Origin of the sequence: Streptomyces sulphureus DSM 40104 (assembly GCF_000381025.1) — a bacterium.
Taxonomy (GTDB): domain Bacteria; phylum Actinomycetota; class Actinomycetes; order Streptomycetales; family Streptomycetaceae; genus Streptomyces; species Streptomyces sulphureus.
This window is the reverse complement of record NZ_KB905815.1, coordinates 870,763-890,774: the sequence shown is the minus strand read 5'-3', so window position 1 is coordinate 890,774 and position 20,012 is coordinate 870,763. Positions and strand designations below refer to the sequence as shown.

Genomic DNA, 20,012 nt, shown 5'->3' with positions numbered 1-20,012 from the left:
TGGGGATGCGGAGGACCTGGCTGGTTTTGCCGGAGTTGGCGGGGTGGAGGAGCATGCGGAGGCTGGAGTGTTCCAGGCGCATGAGGTCGGCGACTTTGGGGATGCACAGGATCGGTACGTCGGTCGCTTCGATGCGTTGGACCATGAACCGCTCCCGCAACACGATCACCGGGCGTCCCTCCAGCGCGCCCAAGGTCGAGAGCCACATGTTCGCCTGATACGCCGAAGACGTACCCCCCGAGAAATACATCCCCACCGTCGGCCGATACTCCCCCAACCACGCATCCAACCACTCCCACACCTTCGCCTCGCTCACGGCGCGGCGCTTGGGGAGCAGCCACAGGCCCAGGTAGCACGCGCTGCCGAGGGAGAGGAGCAGCGTGCAGCCGACGCCGAGGTACCCCCAAGTCTCGGCCGAGAGCCCGGCGGAGAGGACGACGCCGATGGTGCCGGGCACCGAGAACCTCAGCAGGCGGCGGCTCGGCTGCCGCAGCAGCAGGCGGGGCGGCGCCTTGGTGAGCCGCAGCGCGGAGGTGTCGATGTTCCGCGTCACGATCGGCAACGTCCGGGTGCGCCGTACGAGTTGGGCGACGGCCTGGCACAGGAAGTGCGCGGCGTAGGCGACGAGGAGGAGCAGCGTCAGCGGTCGCTCGACGCCGGGCGGCACCTCCGGGATGCGGACGAGGCCGATCACCACGAGCATGTCGCGCAGCAGTTGGCGGGTGGTGACGTCGAATCTCACCTTGCCGAGCAGCGCGAGCAGGCCGGGCTGCCGGTGCGTGAGGTACAGGTCGAGCGCCAGGCCGGCGAGCGAGGCGGCAATGAAGACCGGCACGTTCGGCAGCAGGGCGCCCGCGAGCTGCGCGGCGTAGAACACCGCCAGCGCGAGCAGCGCCGCCAGTTGGACGACGCGTCGGGATGAGAGTCCGGCAGAGGGCACGGGCTGGGCTCCTGGCAGGAGAATCGAAAGTTTTCTGGCTGAATTCGAGTTGTTTTGCGTGGTTTCTGCGAATATATGTCGAGCCCGTCCACAGGATCGGGCCGAGAGGACCTGACCGTATGACGCGGGCAGCCCCAGTGACAATCTTCCCCCGCCCCGCACCCGCTCTGTGCCGCGGCCGAGGCGCGCAAAGGTAACGATGCTCACCTCTTCGTCACCCGAAATCGATGCGCATCCGCGACCTGCACTGACGTAGATTGCCGGAGGGATTGCGCGAGGACGGCGAGGAGGACGGACCCGCCGCAGCGCGGTACGCATCCACCACGGCGGGAGCACCGACGAGAGTGACAGGCGCAACACACAGTGACAGCAGCACGGACGCGGCGGCAGGCCTGCGGCAGGAGGTGGCAGACGCGCGGCGGATCGTCGTCAAGGTCGGCTCCTCCTCGCTCACCACGGCCGCCGGCGGCCTCGACGCGGACAGGGTGGACGCCCTGGTCGACGCGCTCGCGGGCCACGCCCTCGCGGAGGGCAAGGAGACGGTCCTCGTCTCCTCGGGTGCCATCGCCGCGGGGCTCGCACCGCTCGGCCTCGCCAAGCGCCCGCGCGACCTCTCCCGTCAGCAGGCGGCGGCCAGCGTCGGACAGGGGCTGCTCGTCGCGCGGTACACCGCCTCCTTCGCGCGGTACGGGCGTCGCGTCGGCCAGGTACTCCTGACGGCGGACGACACCAGCCGCCGCTCCCATTACCGCAACGCCTACCGCACCCTGGAGCAGCTCCTGTCGATGGGCGCGGTCCCGATCGTCAACGAGAACGACACCGTTGCGACCGCCGAGATCCGCTTCGGCGACAACGACCGGCTGGCCGCCCTCGTCGCCCACCTCGTCCGCGCCGACCTCCTCGTCCTCCTCTCCGACATCGACGGCCTCTACGACGGCGACCCGGCCAAGCCGGACTCGCACCGCATCGCCGAGGTCGCGGGCGCCGCCGAGCTCGCCGGGGTCGAGGTCGGCAGCGCCGGACGCTCGGGCGTCGGCACCGGCGGGATGGCGACGAAGGTGGAGGCCGCCAGGATCGCGGCGGCGGCCGCCGTGCCCGTCGTCCTCACCTCGGCCGCACAGGCGGCTGACGCGCTGGCGGGCCGCCCCACCGGCACCTGGTTCCACCCCACGGGCCGCCGCGCGGCCGGCCGCCTCCTCTGGCTTGCGCACGCATCCACCCCGCTGGGCGCGCTCACGCTCGACGCCGGCGCCGTGGAGGCGGTCGTCGAGCGGCACACCTCGCTGCTGGCCGCGGGGATCGAGTCGGTCCACGGCGCTTTCTCGGCCGGCGACCCGGTGGAGCTGCGGGACGAGGCGGGCCGCCCGGTGGCCAGGGGGCTGGTGAACTTCGACGCCAAGGAGCTGCCGCAGCTTCTCGGCCGCTCCACGGGGGAGTTGGCGAGGGAGCTGGGGCCGGAGTACGAGCGGGAGGTCGTCCACCGGGACGACCTCGTGCTGCTCGCTTCGTAGCACCGCGGGGGCGCTCGGGACGTAGCGGTTGTGCGCTCGGGCGCGCCCCCGGGCGCACGCCGGCGGCTGGGTGCGGGTGCTCGGTGCGGGGACTGGTGTTCAGGCTGGGGCGCCAACCCCCGCACGAGACCGGTCAAAGAGCGGCGTTTCCGCGGACACCTTCAGGAAAACCACCCCACGGGGGCGCTCGGACTGGTCAACTTTGAGGTGGAGCCGCCCGAGCGCGCGGCGGCTGCGGAAGCAGGAGCGTGCCGCCCGCCGGGCGCAGCGCCTCCCCACCCCTTCGCACCATTCTCAGGAGGCCGCCGGTGAGACGACTGGCCAGCGTCGAGATGGGGTCCTCCCGGCCGGAGGAGAGCACCGTGCCGCAGCCTCGGCCGGAGCCCCGGCTGTGGCACATCACGCTCAGCGTCGCCGGTGCCGACGCGCCGCTCAAGGAGGTCAGACGCGCGCTGGAGCAGCTCGCGCACGACCATCCCTTCCTCCTCACCAGCCGATACGCCAACGACCATGCGGAGATCAGGTATTGGGAGGAGGCCCGCGACCTCCACGACGCGGCGGCCGTGGCGCTGCGGCTGTGGGGCGAGCACCGTGCCTCGGCGAAGCTTCCGCCGTGGGAGATCGTCGGCCTCGAGGTGATCGGCCGGGAGACCTACCACCAGCGGGTCGCCGAGGGGTACGGGCCGCCGCCGGCCGTGCCGGTGGGCGTCCACCCGTTCTGACACCCCGCGTCCGTCCGCGCCTGCACGCCGAGTCGGCGTCGACGTCCGGTCGCCGTCCCGTCTCGGGAAGCGGACGCGCGGCCGGACGCCTGCGGCGGCCTGGCTAGGCTGGGGACATGACCGCCACGCAGCAGCCGTCGCCCGTGCTCGCCACCGCCCGCCGTGCCAAGGAGGCCGCAGCCGAGCTGGCGCCGCTGCCCCGCAGTGTGCGGGACGCGGCCCTGGAAGCGATCGCGGAGGCCCTCGTCGCGCAGACGCCGAGGATCACCGCGGCGAATGCGGAGGACGTCGCGAGGGCCGAGGCCGCCGGCACCGAGCCCTCGCTCCTCGACCGGCTCACGCTCACCCCCGAGCGCCTCGCCGGCATCGCCGCCGACGTACGCGGCATCGTCGGCCTCCCCGATCCGGTCGGCGAGGTGCTGCGCGGCTCGACCCTCCCCAACGGCCTGGAACTGCGGCAGGTCCGGGTGCCGCTCGGCGTCGTCGGCATCGTCTACGAGGCGCGGCCGAACGTCACGGTCGACGCGGCAGCGCTGTGCCTGAAGTCCGGCAACGCCGTCCTGCTGCGCGGCTCCTCCTCGGCGTACGCCTCGAACAGTGCGCTCGTCGAGGTGCTCAGGGAGGCGGTCGCGTCGGCAGGCGTCCCGGCCGACGCGGTGCAGCTCGTCCCGGGGGAGAGCCGGGAGAGCGTCGAGGAGCTGATGCGTGCCCGGGGACTCGTAGACGTTCTCATCCCGCGCGGCGGTGCCTCGCTGATCCGCACCGTCGTGGAGGGGTCCACGGTCCCCGTGATCGAGACGGGCGTCGGCAACTGCCACGTCTACGTCGACGCCTCGGCCGACGTGGAGACGGCCGTCGACATCGTCGTCAACTCCAAGGCGCAGCGCCCCAGCGTCTGCAACGCGGCGGAGACGGTCCTCGTCCATGAGGAGATCGCCGACGCGTTCCTGCCCCGCGCGGCCGAGGCGCTGGGCAAGGCCGGCGTCACCCTCCACGGCGACGAGCGCTGGCAGCGCGCCGATCCGGCCGTCGTCCCCGCCACGCCCGAGGACTGGTCGACGGAGTACCTCTCCTACGACCTCGCCGCCGCCGTCGTCCCCTCGCTCGACGCGGCCGTCGCGCACATCCGCGCCCACACCTCGGGCCACACCGAGGCGATCGTCGCCCGCGACACCTCGGCCACCCGCCGCTTCACCGCCCTCGTCGACGCCACCGCCGTGATGGTCAACGCCTCGACCCGCTTCACCGACGGGAGCGAGTTCGGCTTCGGCGCCGAGATCGGCATCTCGACGCAGAAGCTCCACGCCAGGGGGCCCATGGGCCTCCCCGAGCTGACGTCGACCAAGTACGTCGTCACGGGCGACGGCCACATCCGCGGTTGAATTTTTGCGCTCACTGCCCAAATTGACCGTATAGGTCTACGCTGGACCCCGTGCCGGACGACGTGGGGGGCAGGCCGTTCCCGGACGGCGAGGAGCCCGAGTACCGCCACCACGGGGAAGCGGACGAAGAGTTCGCCACCGTGGTCTTCGACGAGGACTTCGTGCGTGCCGCCGAGGTCCACGAACCGACGGCCGCCGAGCGCATGCTCACCTCGGCGCAGCCGCACCAGGACCCGGAGGAGCCCCGCTACCCGTGGGACGACCCTTCGGGCTACGACGACTACGACGCCCTAGCCGAGGGCGAGGAGCCCGACCCCGAGGCCGAGCGTCAGGTCCGCTTCGCGCGCCCGGAGAACTTCGGCCCCGGCTTCCACCCGCACCTGCGCTCCGGGCTCCCGCCGGACCTGGAGGCGTACGAGCACGGCGCCGACTACGGCTACGGCCGCCCGGCCGCCTCCGGCCCGCCGGCGTCGGCTCGCCCGTACCGCGGCCACGGCCGCTGGCAGCGCCCCGTGGCGTGGGTGCTGGCCGTGGTGATGGGCCTCGGTGTGGTCGCCCTGGCGTTCAGCGCCGTCTACCGGGGCGCCGCCGCACAGCGCGACGACCCCGAACCCCCACCCGCGACGGCCGACATCGAGTCCTCCGAGGACCTGCCGGGCAACCTCCACTCGACTCGGCCCGAACAGGCGCCGGCCACGGCGGAACCAGGACCCGGATAGGCGAATCCGCTCCTCGCGACCCCGCGTCGGAGCGGACTTTCGCTTTCCGCCCCTGTCGTCCGCCCCTTGCTGCCTGCGGAAAAGGTGCGGCTCGTCACGTCCGGCACCGAAAACACCCGTGATTTCCGCACGTTGTCCACAGCCGACCGTTCACGACGCGTGCACCGGACCTACTCTGTTCTTATGTCCGGGCGCGAAGACCCGCCCGATGGGGCGCCGGAGAGCGGGGGCCCCACAGGCGGTGACGAAGAGTACGGAGCGCTCGTCTTCGACGAGTCGTTCGTGCAGGCTGCACGGCTCCAGGAGTACTCCGCACAGGAGCGGTTCGCCGACGACTCGCACGCAGCGGTGCGCAGCCGTCCGGCCGCCGAGCGGAAGACGGGGCTCACCTTCTCCAAGCAGGGCGTCCTGCTCTGCCTGCTCATCGCGATGGCTTTCGGCACCGCCATCTACATGGGCATCCGCAACCCGTACCACACGCCCCCGCAGCCGGCGGCCGAGCCGATGCGCATCTCGCTGCTGCCGCTCGCACCCCGCGACGCGGTCCCGGGGGCCGAGTCCGAGGACCTCTTCACGCACAGCCCCGCCGCCGCGTTCCGCTCGGGCGCCGACGGCGTGACGCTGCCGCCGGCCCGGCGCAGCGAGCACTTCTCGGAGAGCGAGGTCCTCACGGCGCTCACCAGCGCGAAGGAGTACGTCGTCGAGAGCTCCCTCGACCCGGAGGTCCTGACGGGCGGCGCGGCCCGCCCCGTGCGGCTGCTCCTCAACCCGGGCCAGCAGCGGCAGTTCGACGAAAGCCTGAAGAGCCCCCGCAACGACGGCAGCTACGCGGCCACCGGCTGGATGGTCCGGTTCGACCCGGAGAAGACCGCCCTCGCCGATCCGCGGGTTCGGGTCGACGGCACGCTCGTCGTCAAGGAGGAGGGGCCCGCCGCGCTGGAGGTCACCGCCGACCACGTCTTCGCCTACGCCGTACGCCCCGCCGGCGGCGGTGCGCAGGAGGCGGCGTCGCTCTTCACCGTGCGCCGCGAGGTCCGCTTCCACTTCACCCGCGAGGACCTCAGGGACCACCAACTCAGCGTGCGCCAGGTCTCGATGCGCGCGGGCCCGCTGCCGTGCTCCGCCGATCCCTCCGACACTCTCGTCCCGCTCCTCGCCGGTGAGAAGGCGAAGGAGGACGGCCCCGCGGGGACCAACCCGTACGCCGACGGACGCTCGGCCGTCCCGACGTGCGGTGCGCTCGCGGCCAACGCCCAGCCGAGCCCTAGGAACCCTTCCCCGTAGGGCCGCCGTCCCCCTCGTTCTTGCCGCCGCCCCGTCCCGTGAAGGTGTCGCGGAGCTTGCCGCCGAGGTCGCCTGCGCCGCCCGCGATGTCCTTCACGAGGCCCAGCAGCGGGTCCTTGCTGTTCCGCACCGTCTCCGAGTAGTGCTCCGCGCTCTGGCGGAAGGAGTCGGAGAAGGAGGCGTCCGGGTCGTCTCCGCGGCGGTCGTAGTGGCCTTCCATGAGTCGCTGGTAGTCCCGGCTCTTGGCCCACTTCCGCAGTTCGGCGGCGCGCACGGTGGTGAAGGGGTGGCTGCGCGGCAGCACGTTGAGGACCTTGAGGACGGAATCCCTCAGATCGCCGCCGGCCTCGTACTCGTCGGCCTGGGCGAGGAACGCGTCGACGTTCATCCGGTGCAGGTGGTTGCCGCCCGCGAGCTTCATCAGGCCGCGCATCGAGGCGTCGAGGTCCTGTCCCACGAGGAGCCCGGCGCGGTCGGCCGACAGCTCCGACTTGCGGAACCACTCCCGCAGCGCCGTGATGATCGCCATCACGGCCACGTTCCCCAGCGGAATCCAGGCGATCTTGAGCGCGAAGGTGGTGAGGAAGAGAAGTATCGTGCGGTACACCGCATGGCCCGAGAGGGCGTGCCCCACCTCGTGGCCCACGACGGCGCGCATCTCCTCCTCGTCGAGGAGCTCGACGAGCCCGGTGGTGAGCACGATCACCGGCTCGTCCATCCCGACGCACATGGCGTTGGGCTTCGGGTCCTGGGTGACGTACATCGCCGGGACCTTCTCGAGGTCCAGGATGTAGCAGGCGTCCCGGAGCATGACGTCGAGGTGCGCGAACTGCTCCTCCGAGACACGGACGGAGTCCGAGAGGTAGAGCAGGCGCATGCTGCGCTCGGGCAGCAGGCCGCTCAGCGATTTGAAGACGGCGTCGAACCCCGTGAGCTTGCGGAGCGCCACGAGCGCCGAGCGGTCCGCCGGGTGCTCGTACGCGCGCGAGGAGATGCCGGGGAACCTCCGGCGCTCCCGGCCGGGGAGGCGTTCGGGGTTCTCCTCGGGGCCTCCGCCAGGCGTGCTGTCGCTGTGGTCCGTCATGTGGTGTCCCCTCCGCGTCGGCCGTCCACATTAGGTGCAGACGCCTTGCCGTGCCGAGGAGTTGCACCTTCCCGGCCGTCCTCGCACAACGGCCGCGGCGGTACGGACGTTCCCGCCGCCCCGCCCCTCGGCCCGGTGAGCTGAGTCGGCGTGAGCCGGTCGAGGGACCACGCTTACCATGAGCCTGCGCGGTCGTAACCGGCCGCGCTGCCGTACGACCTGCGCACGCCCCTACGAGACTTGGATGGGTCCGCGACGATGACTCTGCCCAGCACCGCACACGACGCCCTCACCGTGCTCGCCTCCGAGGGGCACGGCGGTGAGCACGAGAGCCTCAACCCTCTTCTCACCGGTTTCGGCGCCCTGTTCGCGCTGCTCCTGCTGCTGTGGATCACCACGCGCTTCAACCGGGACCGCTGAGCCCCGGACCGTCCTGCCGGGCCGGTCGCCCGGCCGTGCGGCCGTGCTGTGAGGGAGGGCCGCGCTGACCGAAGACAGGATAGGGTCGGCACGCATGGGAGAGCACATAGTGCCCGGGACCGCGAAGCGGCGGCTCGGTGTGATGGGCGGGACCTTCGACCCCATCCACCACGGGCACCTCGTCGCAGCGAGTGAGGTGGCAGCCCGCTTCCACCTCGATGAGGTCGTCTTCGTCCCGGCGGGTATGCCGTGGCAGAAGACCCACAAGCGGGTCTCGCCCGCCGAGGACCGCTACCTGATGACGGTGATCGCCACCGTCGGCAACCCGCAGTTCTCGGTGAGCCGGATCGACATCGACCGTGGCGGCCGGACGTACACGATAGACACGCTCAGGGAGCTGCGGGAGCTCGATCCCGACACCGACCTGTTCTTCATCACCGGCGCCGATGCCCTTTCACAGATCCTCAGTTGGCGCAACACCGAGGAGCTCTTCTCCCTCGCCCACTTCATCGGGGTCACCCGTCCGGGACACGCGCTCACCGACCCGGGGCTGCCGCACGGCGGCGTCTCCCTCGTCGAGGTGCCGGCGCTCGCGATCTCGTCGACCGACTGCCGCGCCAGAGTCGAGCGGGGCGACCCCATCTGGTACCTCGTGCCCGACGGCATCGTGCGGTACATCATGAAACGCGGGCTGTACCGGGAGGTCGTCGAGACGGTCGAGGACGAGGAGTCGGGGGGAGCGCAGGAGTGAGCGACGGCTACGGGTACGACCCGTACGGTCGGCAGCCGGAGATCCTCGGCTACGACGAGTACGGCCGCCCCATCTACGCGAGCGCGTCCCAGCCCCAGCAGACGTACCAGGGCTACGACCCCTCGGCGCAGCACCCCGGCTATCCGTCGTACGACTCCTACGCCGACCCCTACGCGCAGCAGCAGCCCCAGGGGTACGGCCAGCCGTACGCGGAAGAGCAGGCCGGGTACGACCCGTACGCCTACCCCCTCGACTCGCCGCAGCAGCAGCCCGATCCGTACGCGCCGCAGCAGCAGCCGCCCTTCCCGCACCAGGCACAGCCGCCGCAGGACGGCCCGGCCGCCGACGCCGGGCCCGACTACCGCACGGAGCAGTTCTCCTTCGTCGAGGAGCCGGCCGAAGACTCCGAGGACGTCATCGACTGGCTGAAGTTCAGCGAGAGCCGCACCGAGCGCCGCGAGGAGGCGAAGCGCCGCGGACGGAACCGGATCGTCGCGCTCGTCGTCGCCGCCGTCGTCCTCGTGGCGGGCGGCCTCGGGTACCTCTGGTACGCCGGGATGCTGCCCGGGCTCGACGGGTCGAAGGACGAGGCCGCGGCCACGGGCGAGCAGCGGCGCGACGTGATCGTCGTGCACCTGCGCTCGACCGACGGCGGTGACACCTCGACAGCCCTTCTCGTCGACAACGAGAGCGCGAGCAAGGGCAGCACCCTCCTCCTCCCCAACTCCCTCGCGGTCACGGCCGAGGAGGGGACGGCGACCACCCTCGGCAAGGCCGTCGAGGACGAGGGCGCCTCCCCGACGAGGGACGCGCTCGGCACGCTCCTCGGCGCCGACATCAAGGGCACCTGGCGGCTGGACACCCCGTACCTGGAGAACCTCGTCGAGCTCGTCGGCGGCATCACGATCGACGCCGACGCGACGATCCCCGCGAAGAAGAAGGGCGAGAGCCCCCTCGTCCGCAGCGGCGCCGACCGCGACCTCGACGGCCGCGCCGCCGTCGCCTACGCCACGCACCGCGCACCGGCCGAGGCGGAGGCCAAGCAGCTCAACCGCTTCGGCCAGGTACTCCACGCCTCGCTCCGCAAGCTCTCCAGCGAGCCGGCAGCGGCCGGCCGCACCGTCGAGTCGCTCGGCCAGATCCCCGACCCGTCGCTGAGCGAGAAGCAGTTGGGCGCTTCCCTCGCCAAGCTCGCCGAGCAGGCGAAGAACGGCTCCTACGACACCCGCGTCCTCCCGGTGCGGGCCAACGGGACGCTGAGCCGGGCCACGAGCGGGGGCATGGTCAAGCAGATCCTCGGCGGCACCGTGAAGAACTCCGACACCGAAGGAGTGCTGCGCGTCGGCGTCGAGAACGCGACGGGCGCGCGCGGGCGGGACGACGCCGCCTCGGTCGCGCTCGTCAACAGCGGGTACACCGTGGTGAAGGGCGGAGCCGCGGCCTCGGCCCGGGCCCGCTCGGTCGTCACCTATGCGGAGGCGGGCGACAAGGCCAAGGCCGTCGAGGTCGCGAAGACCCTCGGGCTCCGGGAGAGCGCCGCCCGCAAGGGCGAGGTGTCCGGCAACGCGGACGTCTCCGTCGTGCTCGGCGCCGACTACAAGGGCTGAGCCTGCGGGGCCGCGTCACCGGCGTGAGACCCTGGAAACCTGCGTGTGTCCCAATCCAGACAATCGACCCGAAAGCATCACCTGTGACCGCCACACCCCGCGCCCTCGAGCTGACCACCGTCGCCGCCCAGGCGGCGGCCGACAAGCTCGCCCACGACATCGTCGCCTACGACGTGAGCGACGTCCTCGCCCTCACCGACTCCTTCCTCCTCGCCTCCGCCCCCAACGACCGCCAGGTCAAGGGCATCGTCGACGAGGTCGAGGAGCGCCTGCGCGAGGAGTGCGACGCGCGCCCGGCCCGTCGTGAGGGCGAGCGCGACGGCCGCTGGGTGCTGCTCGACTTCGTCGACATCGTGGTGCACGTGCAGCACTCCGAGGAGCGCGTCTACTACGCGCTGGAGCGGCTCTGGAAGGACTGCCCGCAGGTGGAGCTCCCCGCCGACGCGCAGGCGACCGCGGGCGAGGGCGAGCGCCATCGGCAGTCCCAGGAGGGCGCGCTGGACGGGGAGCGGAGCTGAGCGCGCAGGGCGCCGGGCCCGGCGGACGCAAGATCGTCCTCTGGCGGCACGGGCAGACGCTGTGGAACCTCGAACGCCGCTTCCAGGGCACCACGGACATCGCACTCACCGAGGCCGGCATCCAGCAGGCCCGGCGGGCGGCCCGGCTTCTCGCGGGCCTCGGCCCGCACGCGATCGTCGCTTCCGACCTGCGCCGTACCGCGGCGACGGCGGCCGAACTCGCCGCGCTCACGGGCCTGGAGGTCACCTACGACGAGGGGCTGCGCGAGACGTACGCCGGGTCCTGGCAGGGCCTGACGCACGAGGAGATCCTGGAGCGCCATCCGGAGCAGTACACCGCGTGGAAGCGCGGCGAGCCGGTCCGCCGCGGAGGCGGTGAGCTGGAGGCCGAGGTGGCGGATCGTGCGGCGCCCGTGGTGGAGCGGAGCGTGGAGAAGCTGCCGGCCGGAGGCACGCTGGTGGTGGTCAGCCACGGTGGCACGATCCGGACGACCATCGGCCGGCTGCTCGGCCTCGCGCCCGGGACCTGGGAGGCGCTCGGCGGCCTCTCCAACTGCTGCTGGTCGGTGTTGGGCGAGGGCGTACGCGGATGGCGCCTCATGGAGCACAACGCGGGCAGCCTTCCGGAGCCGGTCCTCGGCGACGACGACTGAGGCGGATACCGGTCAACGACCGTCCAAAGGCCGCTCGTTGCTCGCTGCGTCGGCACGGGGTGCAGTGGATTTCTCATTCGGGCTGGTCACCGGTTAAGCTTCTACCCGTTCCCGGCGCCCGTCGCAGGGACGCGGGGCTATAGCTCAGTTGGTAGAGCGCTTGCATGGCATGCAAGAGGTCAGGAGTTCGATTCTCCTTAGCTCCACAGTCCAGAGATCCCGTCCTCGCCAGAGGGCGGGATCTTTGTGTCGGAGGGGTTGGCGCACCTGCCAACTTCTCGCCGTTGCGGGGCAGTTGGGTTTGCCCCCGGCGGGCGGAGTCGAACGGTGCCCGGACGGGTACGGGTGGGGAGCGGCCGTGCAGCCGAACAGCCTTCCGAGGACGGCGGATCGCGCGGTCGCACTCGCGTCCGGATCGCTCTGCTGCACTGCTCGGCGCGGACGGAACATGGCAGAATCGGGACGGCTGGAGGGGAAGCCGGAGGGAGGGCGCGTGCGACGTCGGCGAGGAGTGTTCGCGGCGTCCGGTTCGCGTGCGAGCGGCCCCGTCCCGAGCCGATCGCTCTCCGGTGGACGTGAGAAGGGCCGTCGTGCGCCGTCGGTCCGGGCGGAGGCAGTGGAGGAGTCCCCTACGTGTGCACGGCTTGCGGCCGCCGATGGAGCTGACTGAACCATGGGTGCACACAGCAGGAAATGCGACTGGTGCGGCGGCGGCACCCCGATCGTCCGGGACATGGAGCCGGTGAACCCGGCGTTCCAGTACTGGTGCGAGGAGTGCGCGAGGGCGCTGATCATAAAGGGCGATCCGATCGAGACGTACCGCGAGCTGGACGGCGAGCCGATCTACGGCCGCCTCCTGGAGGCGCACTGCACGCTGAAGCGGTTCTACTCGTTCGTCGTTGCGTAGGGGTTTTCGCCCAACCGTCCTTTGTGTCACCGGCGTTGAGTGGGACGGTTGGGTGGTGGGGGAACCGATTGGCACTGCGGGCCGGCCGCCGTGTAATGTTGGCGGCGCCGCCGAGGGGAGACCCCGGCGGACCAGATGCGGGGCTATAGCTCAGTTGGTAGAGCGCTTGCATGGCATGCAAGAGGTCAGGAGTTCGATTCTCCTTAGCTCCACGGTTCCGCACAGGGGCGGCCCGCGAACACGGGCCGCCCTTTTTCGCGCTCTCTTCCTCGCGATGTGGACGCCCGGTACGGGCCCTCAGGTCGTGCGGTACCCTGACGCCATGCGTGCTGAACGCCTTCTGCTTAGCCAGCCGCGCTGACCATGCCCGGGCCCCCGAAGCCCGGAGTCGGCGCGGCTTCCCCTCCTGTGCGAGGGGATTTTTCTTTTCTCGACCTAGGCAGATGACGACCGATGGAGCTTTGAGGACGATGAGCGAGCAGACGAACGCCGCACCCGCAGCGGCCCCCCATCGCTACACGGCGGCACTCGCCGCCGACATCGAGGCACGCTGGCAGGACTTCTGGGAGAAGCACGGCACCTACGAGGCCCCCAATCCCGGCGACGGCGACCTCGGCGGCGATCCCCGGGAGACGGCGAAGCCCAAGAAGTTCATCATGGACATGTTCCCGTACCCCTCGGGTGCCGGCCTGCACGTCGGCCACCCGCTGGGATACATCGCCACCGACGTCTACGCCCGCTACCAGCGGATGACGGGGCACAACGTCCTGCACACGCTCGGCTTCGACGCGTTCGGCCTGCCCGCCGAGCAGTACGCGGTGCAGACGGGCACACACCCGAGGCACTCCACCGAGGCGAACATGGCGCAGATGCAGAGCCAGCTGCGCCAACTCGGTCTGGGCCACGACGCCCGCAGGTCCTTCGCCACGATCGACCCCGAGTACTACAAGTGGACGCAGTGGATCTTCCTCCAGATCTTCAACTCCTGGTACGACACCGGGGCGCAGCGCGCACGCCCGATCTCGGAGCTGGTCGCGCAGTTCGAGGCGGGCAGCCGTGACACCCCCGGTGACTTCGGCCCCTGGGCGGAGCTCACCGAGCCGCAGCGTGCCGAGGTGCTCAGCGAGTACCGCCTCGCCTACGCCTCCGACGCCCCCGTCAATTGGAGCCCGGGCCTCGGCACCGTCCTCGCCAACGAGGAAGTGACCGCCGACGGCCGCTCCGAGCGCGGCAACTTCCCGGTCTTCAAGGCGAATCTGCGGCAGTGGAACATGCGCATCACCGCCTACGCGGACCGCCTCATCGACGACCTGGACACCCTCGACTGGCCCGAGGCGATCAAGCTCCAGCAGCGCAACTGGATCGGCCGCAGCGAGGGCGCCCGGATCGAGTTCGCCGTCGGCGAGGAGCGGATCGAGGTCTTCTCGACGCGGCAGGACACCCTCTTCGGCGCCACCTACATGGTGCTGGCGCCCGAGCACCCGCTCGTCGACCGCATTGCGTCGGAGGGCTGGCCCGAGGGGACGCACCAGGTCTGGACGGGCGGCCACGCGACCCCCCGCGAGGCGATCGCGGCGTACCGCGCGCAGACCGAGGCCAAGTCCGAGCTGGAGCGGCAGACGGAGGCGAAGGAGAAGACCGGCGTCTTCACCGGCGCCTTTGCGCACAACCCCGTGACGGGGCAGCCGATCCCGGTCTTCGTCGCCGACTACGTGCTGATGGGGTACGGCACGGGCGCCGTCATGGCCGTCCCGGCGCACGACCACCGCGACTTCGAGTTCGCGCGCGTCTTCGAGCTCCCGATGCGCTGCGTCGTCGAGCCGTCCGACGGCCGCGGGCTCTCCCCCGAGGAGTGGGACGACGCCTTCGTCTCCTACGACGCGAGAATCGTCAACTCCTCCTCGGAGGAGGTCTCGCTCGACGGGCTCCAGGTCGCCGAGGCGAAGCACCGGATCACCGAGTGGCTCCAGGAGCGCGGGGTCGGCGCGGGGACCGTCAACTACCGCCTGCGCGACTGGCTCTTCAGCCGCCAGCGGTACTGGGGCGAGCCCTTCCCGATCGTCTACGACGAGCAGGGCGTCGCGCACCCGCTGCCCGAGTCGATGCTGCCGCTCGAACTGCCCGAGGTGGACGACTACTCCCCGCGCACCTTCGACCCGGACGACTTCGGGGCGCAGCCCGAGACCCCGCTCTCCCGCAACGAGGAATGGGTCAACGTCACCCTCGACCTGGGGGACGGCAAGGGCCCGCGCAGGTTCCGCCGTGAGACCAACACCATGCCCAACTGGGCCGGCTCCTGCTGGTACGAACTGCGCTACCTCGACCCGCACAACACCCAGGCCCCCGTCGACCCGGAGGTCGAGCGGTACTGGATGGGCCCGCGCAAGGGCCAGTCGACCGGCGGCGTCGACCTCTACGTCGGCGGCGCCGAGCACGCGGTGCTGCACCTGCTCTACGCCCGCTTCTGGTCGAAGGTGCTCTACGACCTGGGCCACATCTCCTCGGCCGAGCCGTTCCACAAGCTCTACAACCAGGGCATGATCCAGGCGTACGTCTACCGCGACGCACGCGGCATCGCCGTGCCGGCGGCCGAGGTCGAGGAGCGCGCGGACGGTTACTACTACCAGGGCGAGAAGGTGACGCGGCTCCTCGGCAAGATGGGCAAGTCGCTGAAGAACGCCGTCACGCCCGACGAGATCGTCGCCGAGTACGGCGCGGACACGCTGCGGCTGTACGAGATGGCGATGGGGCCGCTCGACGTCTCGCGCCCGTGGGACACCCGTGCCGTCGTCGGGCAGTACCGGCTGCTTCAGCGGCTGTGGCGGAACGTCGTCGACGAGGAGACGGGGGAAGTCTCCGTCGTCGAGTCCCAGCCCGACGAGGAGACGCTGCGCGCGCTCCACAAGGCGGTCGACGGCTTCGCCCAGGACATGGAGGCGATGCGCTTCAACACGGCGATCGCCAAGCTGACCGAGCTCAACAACCACGTCACGAAGGTGCGTGGCGTGCCGCGGTCGGTCGCCGAGACGATGGTGCTGCTCGTCGCGCCGCTGGCGCCGCACGTCGCTGAGGAGCTGTGGCGGAGGCTCGGGCACGAGGAGTCGGTCGTCCATCACGACTTCCCCGCGGCCGACCCTGCGTACCTCGTGGACGAGGCCGTCACCTGCGTCGTGCAGGTCAAGGGCAAGGTGCGTGCGCGGCTGGAGGTGCCGCCCTCGATCGGCGAGGAGGAGCTGCGGGAGCAGGCGCTCGCCGAGCCCGCGATCGTCTCCGCGCTGGACGGCGCGGACGTGCGCAAGGTGATCGTCAAGGCGCCGAAGCTCGTCAACGTCGTGCCTGCCTGAGCTGGAGGCTTTCCCTCCGCGGCCGTCTCAGGGGCAGTTCCGGGTTCGGACCCGTCCTGAACGCCGGGCTCTCCGCTTACGCTGGAGGGTGTCGCTGTGCGCGTACGGACGGAGAAGCAGGTGGAGTTGGTTGTGACGGTCCTGGTGCTGCTCTTCGTTCTGTGCGTCGTCGTCGGCGGTGTGGTGGCGTTCCGGGTCGCGCGGGCGGTGAGCAGGGGCGTGGAGCGTACGGGCGTGCAGGTGCGGCGCGGGGTCGAGGAAGCCGGGCTGAAGGCCAAGGCGGCGCAGCCGGGTGCCGTCGGACAGGTGGCGCGGGCCCGCCTGGAGCTTCGCTCCTCGATCGACGGGACTCGCAGGTACCTCGAGGCGAGCGTGGCGCGTGATCCGGAGCTGAGGGAGTCGCTCGGCCTCCTCGACCGGCTCCACACACACGCGCGTGAACTCGACGGCGAGCTGCAGATGTTGGCCGACGGCGCGGGCAGGGCCCGCGTCGCCGAGCGGCTGCCGGATGTGCAGGCGAGGGTCGAGCGGGTCGTCCAGTCCGCCGAGTCGCTCCGCAGTGCGGCGGCGGACCGCGCCCAGCGGTTCGACGCCGAGGGGCTCGACTCCCTCCACTCGCAGATCGAGATGGAGTCCGGCGCGCTCCGTCACTGGGAGCAGGGCACCGGGCAGAGCGGCCCGGAGAAGAGCGAGCTGCCGGAAGGCGGCGAGCACCGCGGGCTTCCCGGGGACGGTCGGCGACGGTGGCAGCGGAAATAGGACGCGGTCCCTGCGCTGCTTTTCCTGCTGCTCGTCGGCGGTCGGACGTCCGGGCCGGGGCGCCGCTCGGCGGTCCGGGCAGATAGCCTCGGGCGCATGTCCCGCCATGTCGCGATCGTCACGGACTCCACGGCCTATCTACCGACTGAGGCGCTGCACCGGCACCGTATCCGCGCCGTCCCGCTGATGGTCGTCGTCGACGGCGAGGTGCTGGAGGAGGGCACGGAGATCTCGGCGCCCGCGCTCGCCGCCGCGCTCAAGGAGCACCGTCCCGTCACGACCTCGCGGCCGGGGCCCGAGCAGTTCGCCGCCGTCTACCGGGAGGCGGCCGAGTCCGGTGCGGAGGGCGTCGTCTCGCTCCACCTCTCGGCCGAGTTCTCCGGCACCTACGACGCGGCGGTCGTCGCCGGCAGGGAGGCGCCCCTGCCGGTCCACGTCGTCGACACGGGAGGCGTGGCGATGGCGCTCGGTTTCTGCGCGCTCGCGGCTGCCGACGCCGCCGAGTCGGGGGCGAGCGCGGAGGAGGCCGTGGCCGCGGCGCGGAAGCAGGCGGAGCGGACGCAGGCGTACTTCTACGTCGACACCCTCGACTACCTGCGCAGGGGAGGCCGGATCGGTGCTGCGCAGGCGCTGCTCGGCTCGGCCCTTGCGGTCAAGCCGCTGCTGCGGCTGAGCGAGGGCGGGATCGGGCTCCTGGAGAAGGTCAGGACGGCGGGGAAAGGACTCCTGCGGCTTGAGGAGATCGCTCTGGAGGCGGCCGGGGAGGGGAGCGTCGACCTCGCAGTGCACCACCTCGCCGCGCCCGAGCGTGCCGAGCGGCTCGCGGAGAGCCTCGCCGAACGGGTGCCGGGTGTGGGGGAGTTGCACGTCAGCGAAGTGGGCGCGGTGATCGGGGCGCACACGGGGCCCGGGCTCGTCGGCGTGGTCGTCGCGCCGAAGTGAGCGCTGATTTTCACTCTTGGGGATGAGTGAGTTCTCCCCAACTCGCGGGTTTTCCACAGAAACAGAGCAAGATCCACTTTTCTGCCGCGGCGTCTTTAGCGTCTGTCGGCATGAACTCCAGGACACATAACCGCCGTCATCGACCCCGCCGCCCGCATGCTCTGCAACGAGCCCGGGTGCCGGAGCCTTCTTCCGACCGTTCCGCAGATCCCGACCGTTCCGTTGAGAGCGGAGCCGCCGCCCTGCGCGCTGAACGGGGGCGGAAGCGCACGCCTGGACCGCCGCCGGATATGGGGCGGCGTGTGGGGGCGCTGTTCGCTGCTGGGGGTGAACCTGCGTGGGCGGCTGGTGAGTCGCCGGACGCCGCCGAGTTGGGCGCGGCGTCTGTTGGTGAGTCGTCGGGCGCCGGGGCGTCGGGTGGGGGGTCACCTGAACCAGCCGGTTCGTCCAGCGTGTTGGGGGCGGCTGAGGGCGATGAGGCGGCGGGTGCCCGTGAGGGTTTGCGCGGCGGTGGGCGTGACGGGCTGCGGGGGAGCTTTGGGGATGCGTCAGGAGGGTCAGGAGGCCGCGGGGCGTCGGGTGTGGTCGAGCCGTTCGGTGCTTCCGGTGCTTCTGCGGATGCCGTGGTGTCGGGGGTTGTTGAGGCGGGCGCTGGGCCTGCGGGTGCCGTTCCGCGGGGTGGGGTCGGGAGTTCCTCGGCGTCCGGTGGTGAGGCCGTCTCGTCGTCGGTCCGTGGAGAGGGCCGTACGAAGAGGGCGGTATCCGACGGAGCTGTGCGCGCTCGCGATCTGCCTCCGCAGGCGACGGACTCGCTGCTCGACGGGCTGGCCGGGTTGCGTGGCGTCCGGTGCTTGCGGCGTCGAGTCTCTTCTGCCGTCGGGGAGTTGACACCCGTTCCTCCTGCAGGGCTCGCATCGGCAGAGGTCGGGCGTCTCGCGGTCCATGCGACCCGGGCTGGGGGCATCGAAGGCCCGGAGGTGGCAGTTTCTGACGGTGCGAGGGCCGAGCTCTCCGGCGAGCCGGGGATGTCGAAGGGAGCCGGAAGGGGCCCAGGGAAGACTGTCGGTTCTTGGCACGCTGTCGCCGGCGTAACGTCGCCAAGTCGCCGTATCCCTGCCGGACTCGACGCCGACGGGCACGGACGGGCCGAGCACCGGCCACTTGGGGACGAGAGTCCAGCAGGGCAGGAGGGCCCGCAGTCGCACCCTGAGGAGGACGACGAGGAGCCGTGGCTCCCGCCCGAGCAGCGGCGCCGTGAGGCGGTCGCCGCCGCACGCGCCGCCGTTCGTCGCAGCAAGGCGCGTAACGCTGCGGCCAGGGGTGCGCGGCAGGCGGAAGAGGCCACTCCTCGGGGAGGCGCGAAAGGGGCTCAGGTTGGCCCGGGCGCTCGCCGTGGCGTGTTCCGGGAAACTCCTGGGGCCGCGGAGGTGCGCAGCAACCCAGCAGCAAACAGGGGCAGTTCACGCGCGGGTGGCGGCGCGGGTGAAAGCGGCCCCGGCAGGAAAGAGCCGGGCGACTCCCACCCGTCCGGGGGCGTATCGCGCCTCCCGGCTGAGTCCGAGGCGGCGCAGACGGCGACGCTGCCGGCGCCCGCCGGTCTTCGGCGGCTCTCCCTGTGGCTGCGGGTGCGGTGCGGCATGGAGGTGAAGACGGTCGTCGCGGTGGCGGTGGTGTTGCTCGTCGCGGTGGGCTTCGCCGTCCATCACTTCTGGTCGGGACGGCCGCAACCGGTCGCTGCGCCCAGCCGGATGCCCGAGGAATCGGGGGACGGCGCTTCGAGCGCGTCACCCGGCTCCGCACCGGCAACAGGAACCGTCGGCGGCGGGCCCAAGGGTGGACCGTCCGCTGCCGGTGGTGAAGTGACCGTCGATGTCGCGGGCGACGTCAGGAAGCCGGGGCTGCGGACGCTGCCCACGGGATCGCGGGTCGAGGACGCCCTCAAAGCTGCCGGAGGTCTCACTCCGGGTGCCGAGACGGAAGGGCTCAACAGAGCCCGCCCACTCGTCGACGGTGAGCAGATCGTCGCCGGAGGGCCGCCGCAGGCCCAGCCAGGGGCCGAGCCGTCCGGGGCGGCGTCTGGACCTGGAGCCGCCCCGGACGGCGCACCAGGTGCACCGATCAGCCTCGGCTCGGCAACCGCGGAGCAGTTGGAGACCCTTCCCGGCGTCGGACCTGCGCTCGCGCAGCGCATCCTCGACTACCGCGAACAGCAAGGCGGATTCGCGTCCGTCGAACAGCTCCAGGAGGTCAGCGGCATCGGTGAGCGCCGATTCGCCGACATCCAGCCCAAGGTCGTGCCGTGACCACCCCGGCGAGGTCTGCCGCTCGGCAGGAGCTTCGCCTGTGCCGGAGACCGAGCCCATCGTTCAGCCCGGCGTTGCCGCTCCCTGTGGAGCTTCGCACCCGAGCGAGGGGCTGCATCGGCGAAGGGCGTCGCTGAGTCGAGCGCGCCCGCTCCGGTGGTGACGG

The 20,012-nt window shown here is 71.5% G+C and carries 16 protein-coding genes, 2 tRNA genes and 1 pseudogene; 17 read left to right on the top strand and 2 right to left on the bottom strand.

The genetic code is table 11. The features are described from left to right. Positions 1-940: pseudogene (locus tag F603_RS0112010) on the bottom strand (hypothetical protein); the annotation flags it as partial. A 404-nt stretch (positions 941-1,344) separates the two neighbouring features. Between F603_RS0112010 and proB the strand changes: the two are divergent. The 5 genes from proB (at position 1,345) to F603_RS0111985 (ending at position 6,558) form a co-directional block, all read left to right on the top strand. After that, positions 1,345-2,451: a glutamate 5-kinase gene (proB, locus tag F603_RS0112005; protein ID WP_019546253.1), complete on the top strand. Its 1,107-nt coding sequence runs from the start codon at positions 1,345-1,347 to the stop codon at positions 2,449-2,451. 248 nt (positions 2,452-2,699) lie between these two features. Further along, a complete protein-coding gene (locus F603_RS0112000) occupies positions 2,700-3,173 on the top strand; it encodes a hypothetical protein (protein WP_425426964.1) in 474 nt (157 codons plus the stop codon). Between the two features lie 116 nt (positions 3,174-3,289). After that, a complete protein-coding gene (locus tag F603_RS0111995; protein WP_019546252.1) occupies positions 3,290-4,555 on the top strand; it encodes a glutamate-5-semialdehyde dehydrogenase in 1,266 nt (421 codons plus the stop codon). 50 nt (positions 4,556-4,605) lie between these two features. Beyond that, complete coding sequence (locus F603_RS0111990; RefSeq protein WP_019546251.1) at positions 4,606-5,274, top strand: SCO2584 family spore wall biosynthesis protein; 669 nt, start codon at positions 4,606-4,608, stop codon at positions 5,272-5,274. Positions 5,275-5,457: 183 nt separating this feature from the next. Next, positions 5,458-6,558, top strand: a complete 1,101-nt coding sequence (locus tag F603_RS0111985) for an SCO2583 family membrane protein (RefSeq protein WP_019546250.1) — start codon at positions 5,458-5,460, stop codon at positions 6,556-6,558. Here F603_RS0111985 and F603_RS0111980 read toward each other — a convergent pair. Beyond that, positions 6,539-7,642 (bottom strand): M48 family metallopeptidase, encoded by a 1,104-nt coding sequence (locus F603_RS0111980; protein ID WP_019546249.1) that lies wholly within the window; start codon positions 7,640-7,642, stop codon positions 6,539-6,541. The genes F603_RS0111985 and F603_RS0111980 overlap by 20 nt on opposite strands. 258 nt (positions 7,643-7,900) lie before the next feature. Between F603_RS0111980 and F603_RS35360 the strand changes: the two genes are divergently transcribed. The 12 genes from F603_RS35360 (at position 7,901) to F603_RS0111920 (ending at position 19,846) form a co-directional block, all read left to right on the top strand. Continuing rightward, positions 7,901-8,062 carry a hypothetical protein gene (locus F603_RS35360; protein ID WP_016910626.1) on the top strand — a complete coding sequence of 54 codons (162 nt, stop codon included), beginning with the start codon at positions 7,901-7,903 and terminating at the stop codon, positions 8,060-8,062. A gap of 94 nt (positions 8,063-8,156) precedes the next feature. Then, positions 8,157-8,813 carry a nicotinate-nucleotide adenylyltransferase gene (gene nadD / locus F603_RS0111970; protein ID WP_050988674.1) on the top strand — a complete coding sequence of 219 codons (657 nt, stop codon included), beginning with the start codon at positions 8,157-8,159 and terminating at the stop codon, positions 8,811-8,813. Next, the gene (locus tag F603_RS0111965) at positions 8,810-10,420 is read left to right on the top strand and encodes a LytR C-terminal domain-containing protein (protein WP_019546248.1); all 1,611 of its coding nucleotides are present in this window, start codon (positions 8,810-8,812) and stop codon (positions 10,418-10,420) included. The genes nadD and F603_RS0111965 overlap by 4 nt, the downstream gene beginning before the upstream one ends. A gap of 83 nt (positions 10,421-10,503) precedes the next feature. Further along, positions 10,504-10,938 carry a ribosome silencing factor gene (rsfS, locus tag F603_RS0111960; protein WP_019546247.1) on the top strand — a complete coding sequence of 145 codons (435 nt, stop codon included), beginning with the start codon at positions 10,504-10,506 and terminating at the stop codon, positions 10,936-10,938. Next, positions 10,935-11,591, top strand: a complete 657-nt coding sequence (locus F603_RS0111955) for a histidine phosphatase family protein (RefSeq protein WP_026328346.1) — start codon at positions 10,935-10,937, stop codon at positions 11,589-11,591. Before rsfS ends, F603_RS0111955 begins: the two co-directional genes overlap by 4 nt. 133 nt (positions 11,592-11,724) lie before the next feature. Then, positions 11,725-11,797 (top strand) — tRNA-Ala (locus F603_RS0111950). A gap of 467 nt (positions 11,798-12,264) precedes the next feature. Then, entirely contained in the window at positions 12,265-12,498 is a 234-nt protein-coding gene (locus F603_RS0111945; protein ID WP_019546246.1) for a hypothetical protein, read from the top strand. A 139-nt stretch (positions 12,499-12,637) separates the two neighbouring features. Then, positions 12,638-12,710 (top strand) — tRNA-Ala (locus F603_RS0111940). A gap of 258 nt (positions 12,711-12,968) precedes the next feature. Continuing rightward, the gene (leuS, locus tag F603_RS0111935) at positions 12,969-15,842 is read left to right on the top strand and encodes a leucine--tRNA ligase (protein ID WP_019546245.1); all 2,874 of its coding nucleotides are present in this window, start codon (positions 12,969-12,971) and stop codon (positions 15,840-15,842) included. Between the two features lie 96 nt (positions 15,843-15,938). Continuing rightward, the gene (locus tag F603_RS0111930) at positions 15,939-16,601 is read left to right on the top strand and encodes a hypothetical protein (protein WP_019546244.1); all 663 of its coding nucleotides are present in this window, start codon (positions 15,939-15,941) and stop codon (positions 16,599-16,601) included. A 96-nt stretch (positions 16,602-16,697) separates the two neighbouring features. Next, complete coding sequence (locus F603_RS0111925; RefSeq protein ID WP_019546243.1) at positions 16,698-17,543, top strand: DegV family protein; 846 nt, start codon at positions 16,698-16,700, stop codon at positions 17,541-17,543. Between the two features lie 1,637 nt (positions 17,544-19,180). Then, positions 19,181-19,846: a ComEA family DNA-binding protein gene (locus tag F603_RS0111920; RefSeq protein WP_019546242.1), complete on the top strand. Its 666-nt coding sequence runs from the start codon at positions 19,181-19,183 to the stop codon at positions 19,844-19,846. Positions 19,847-20,012: the final 166 nt, after the last annotated feature.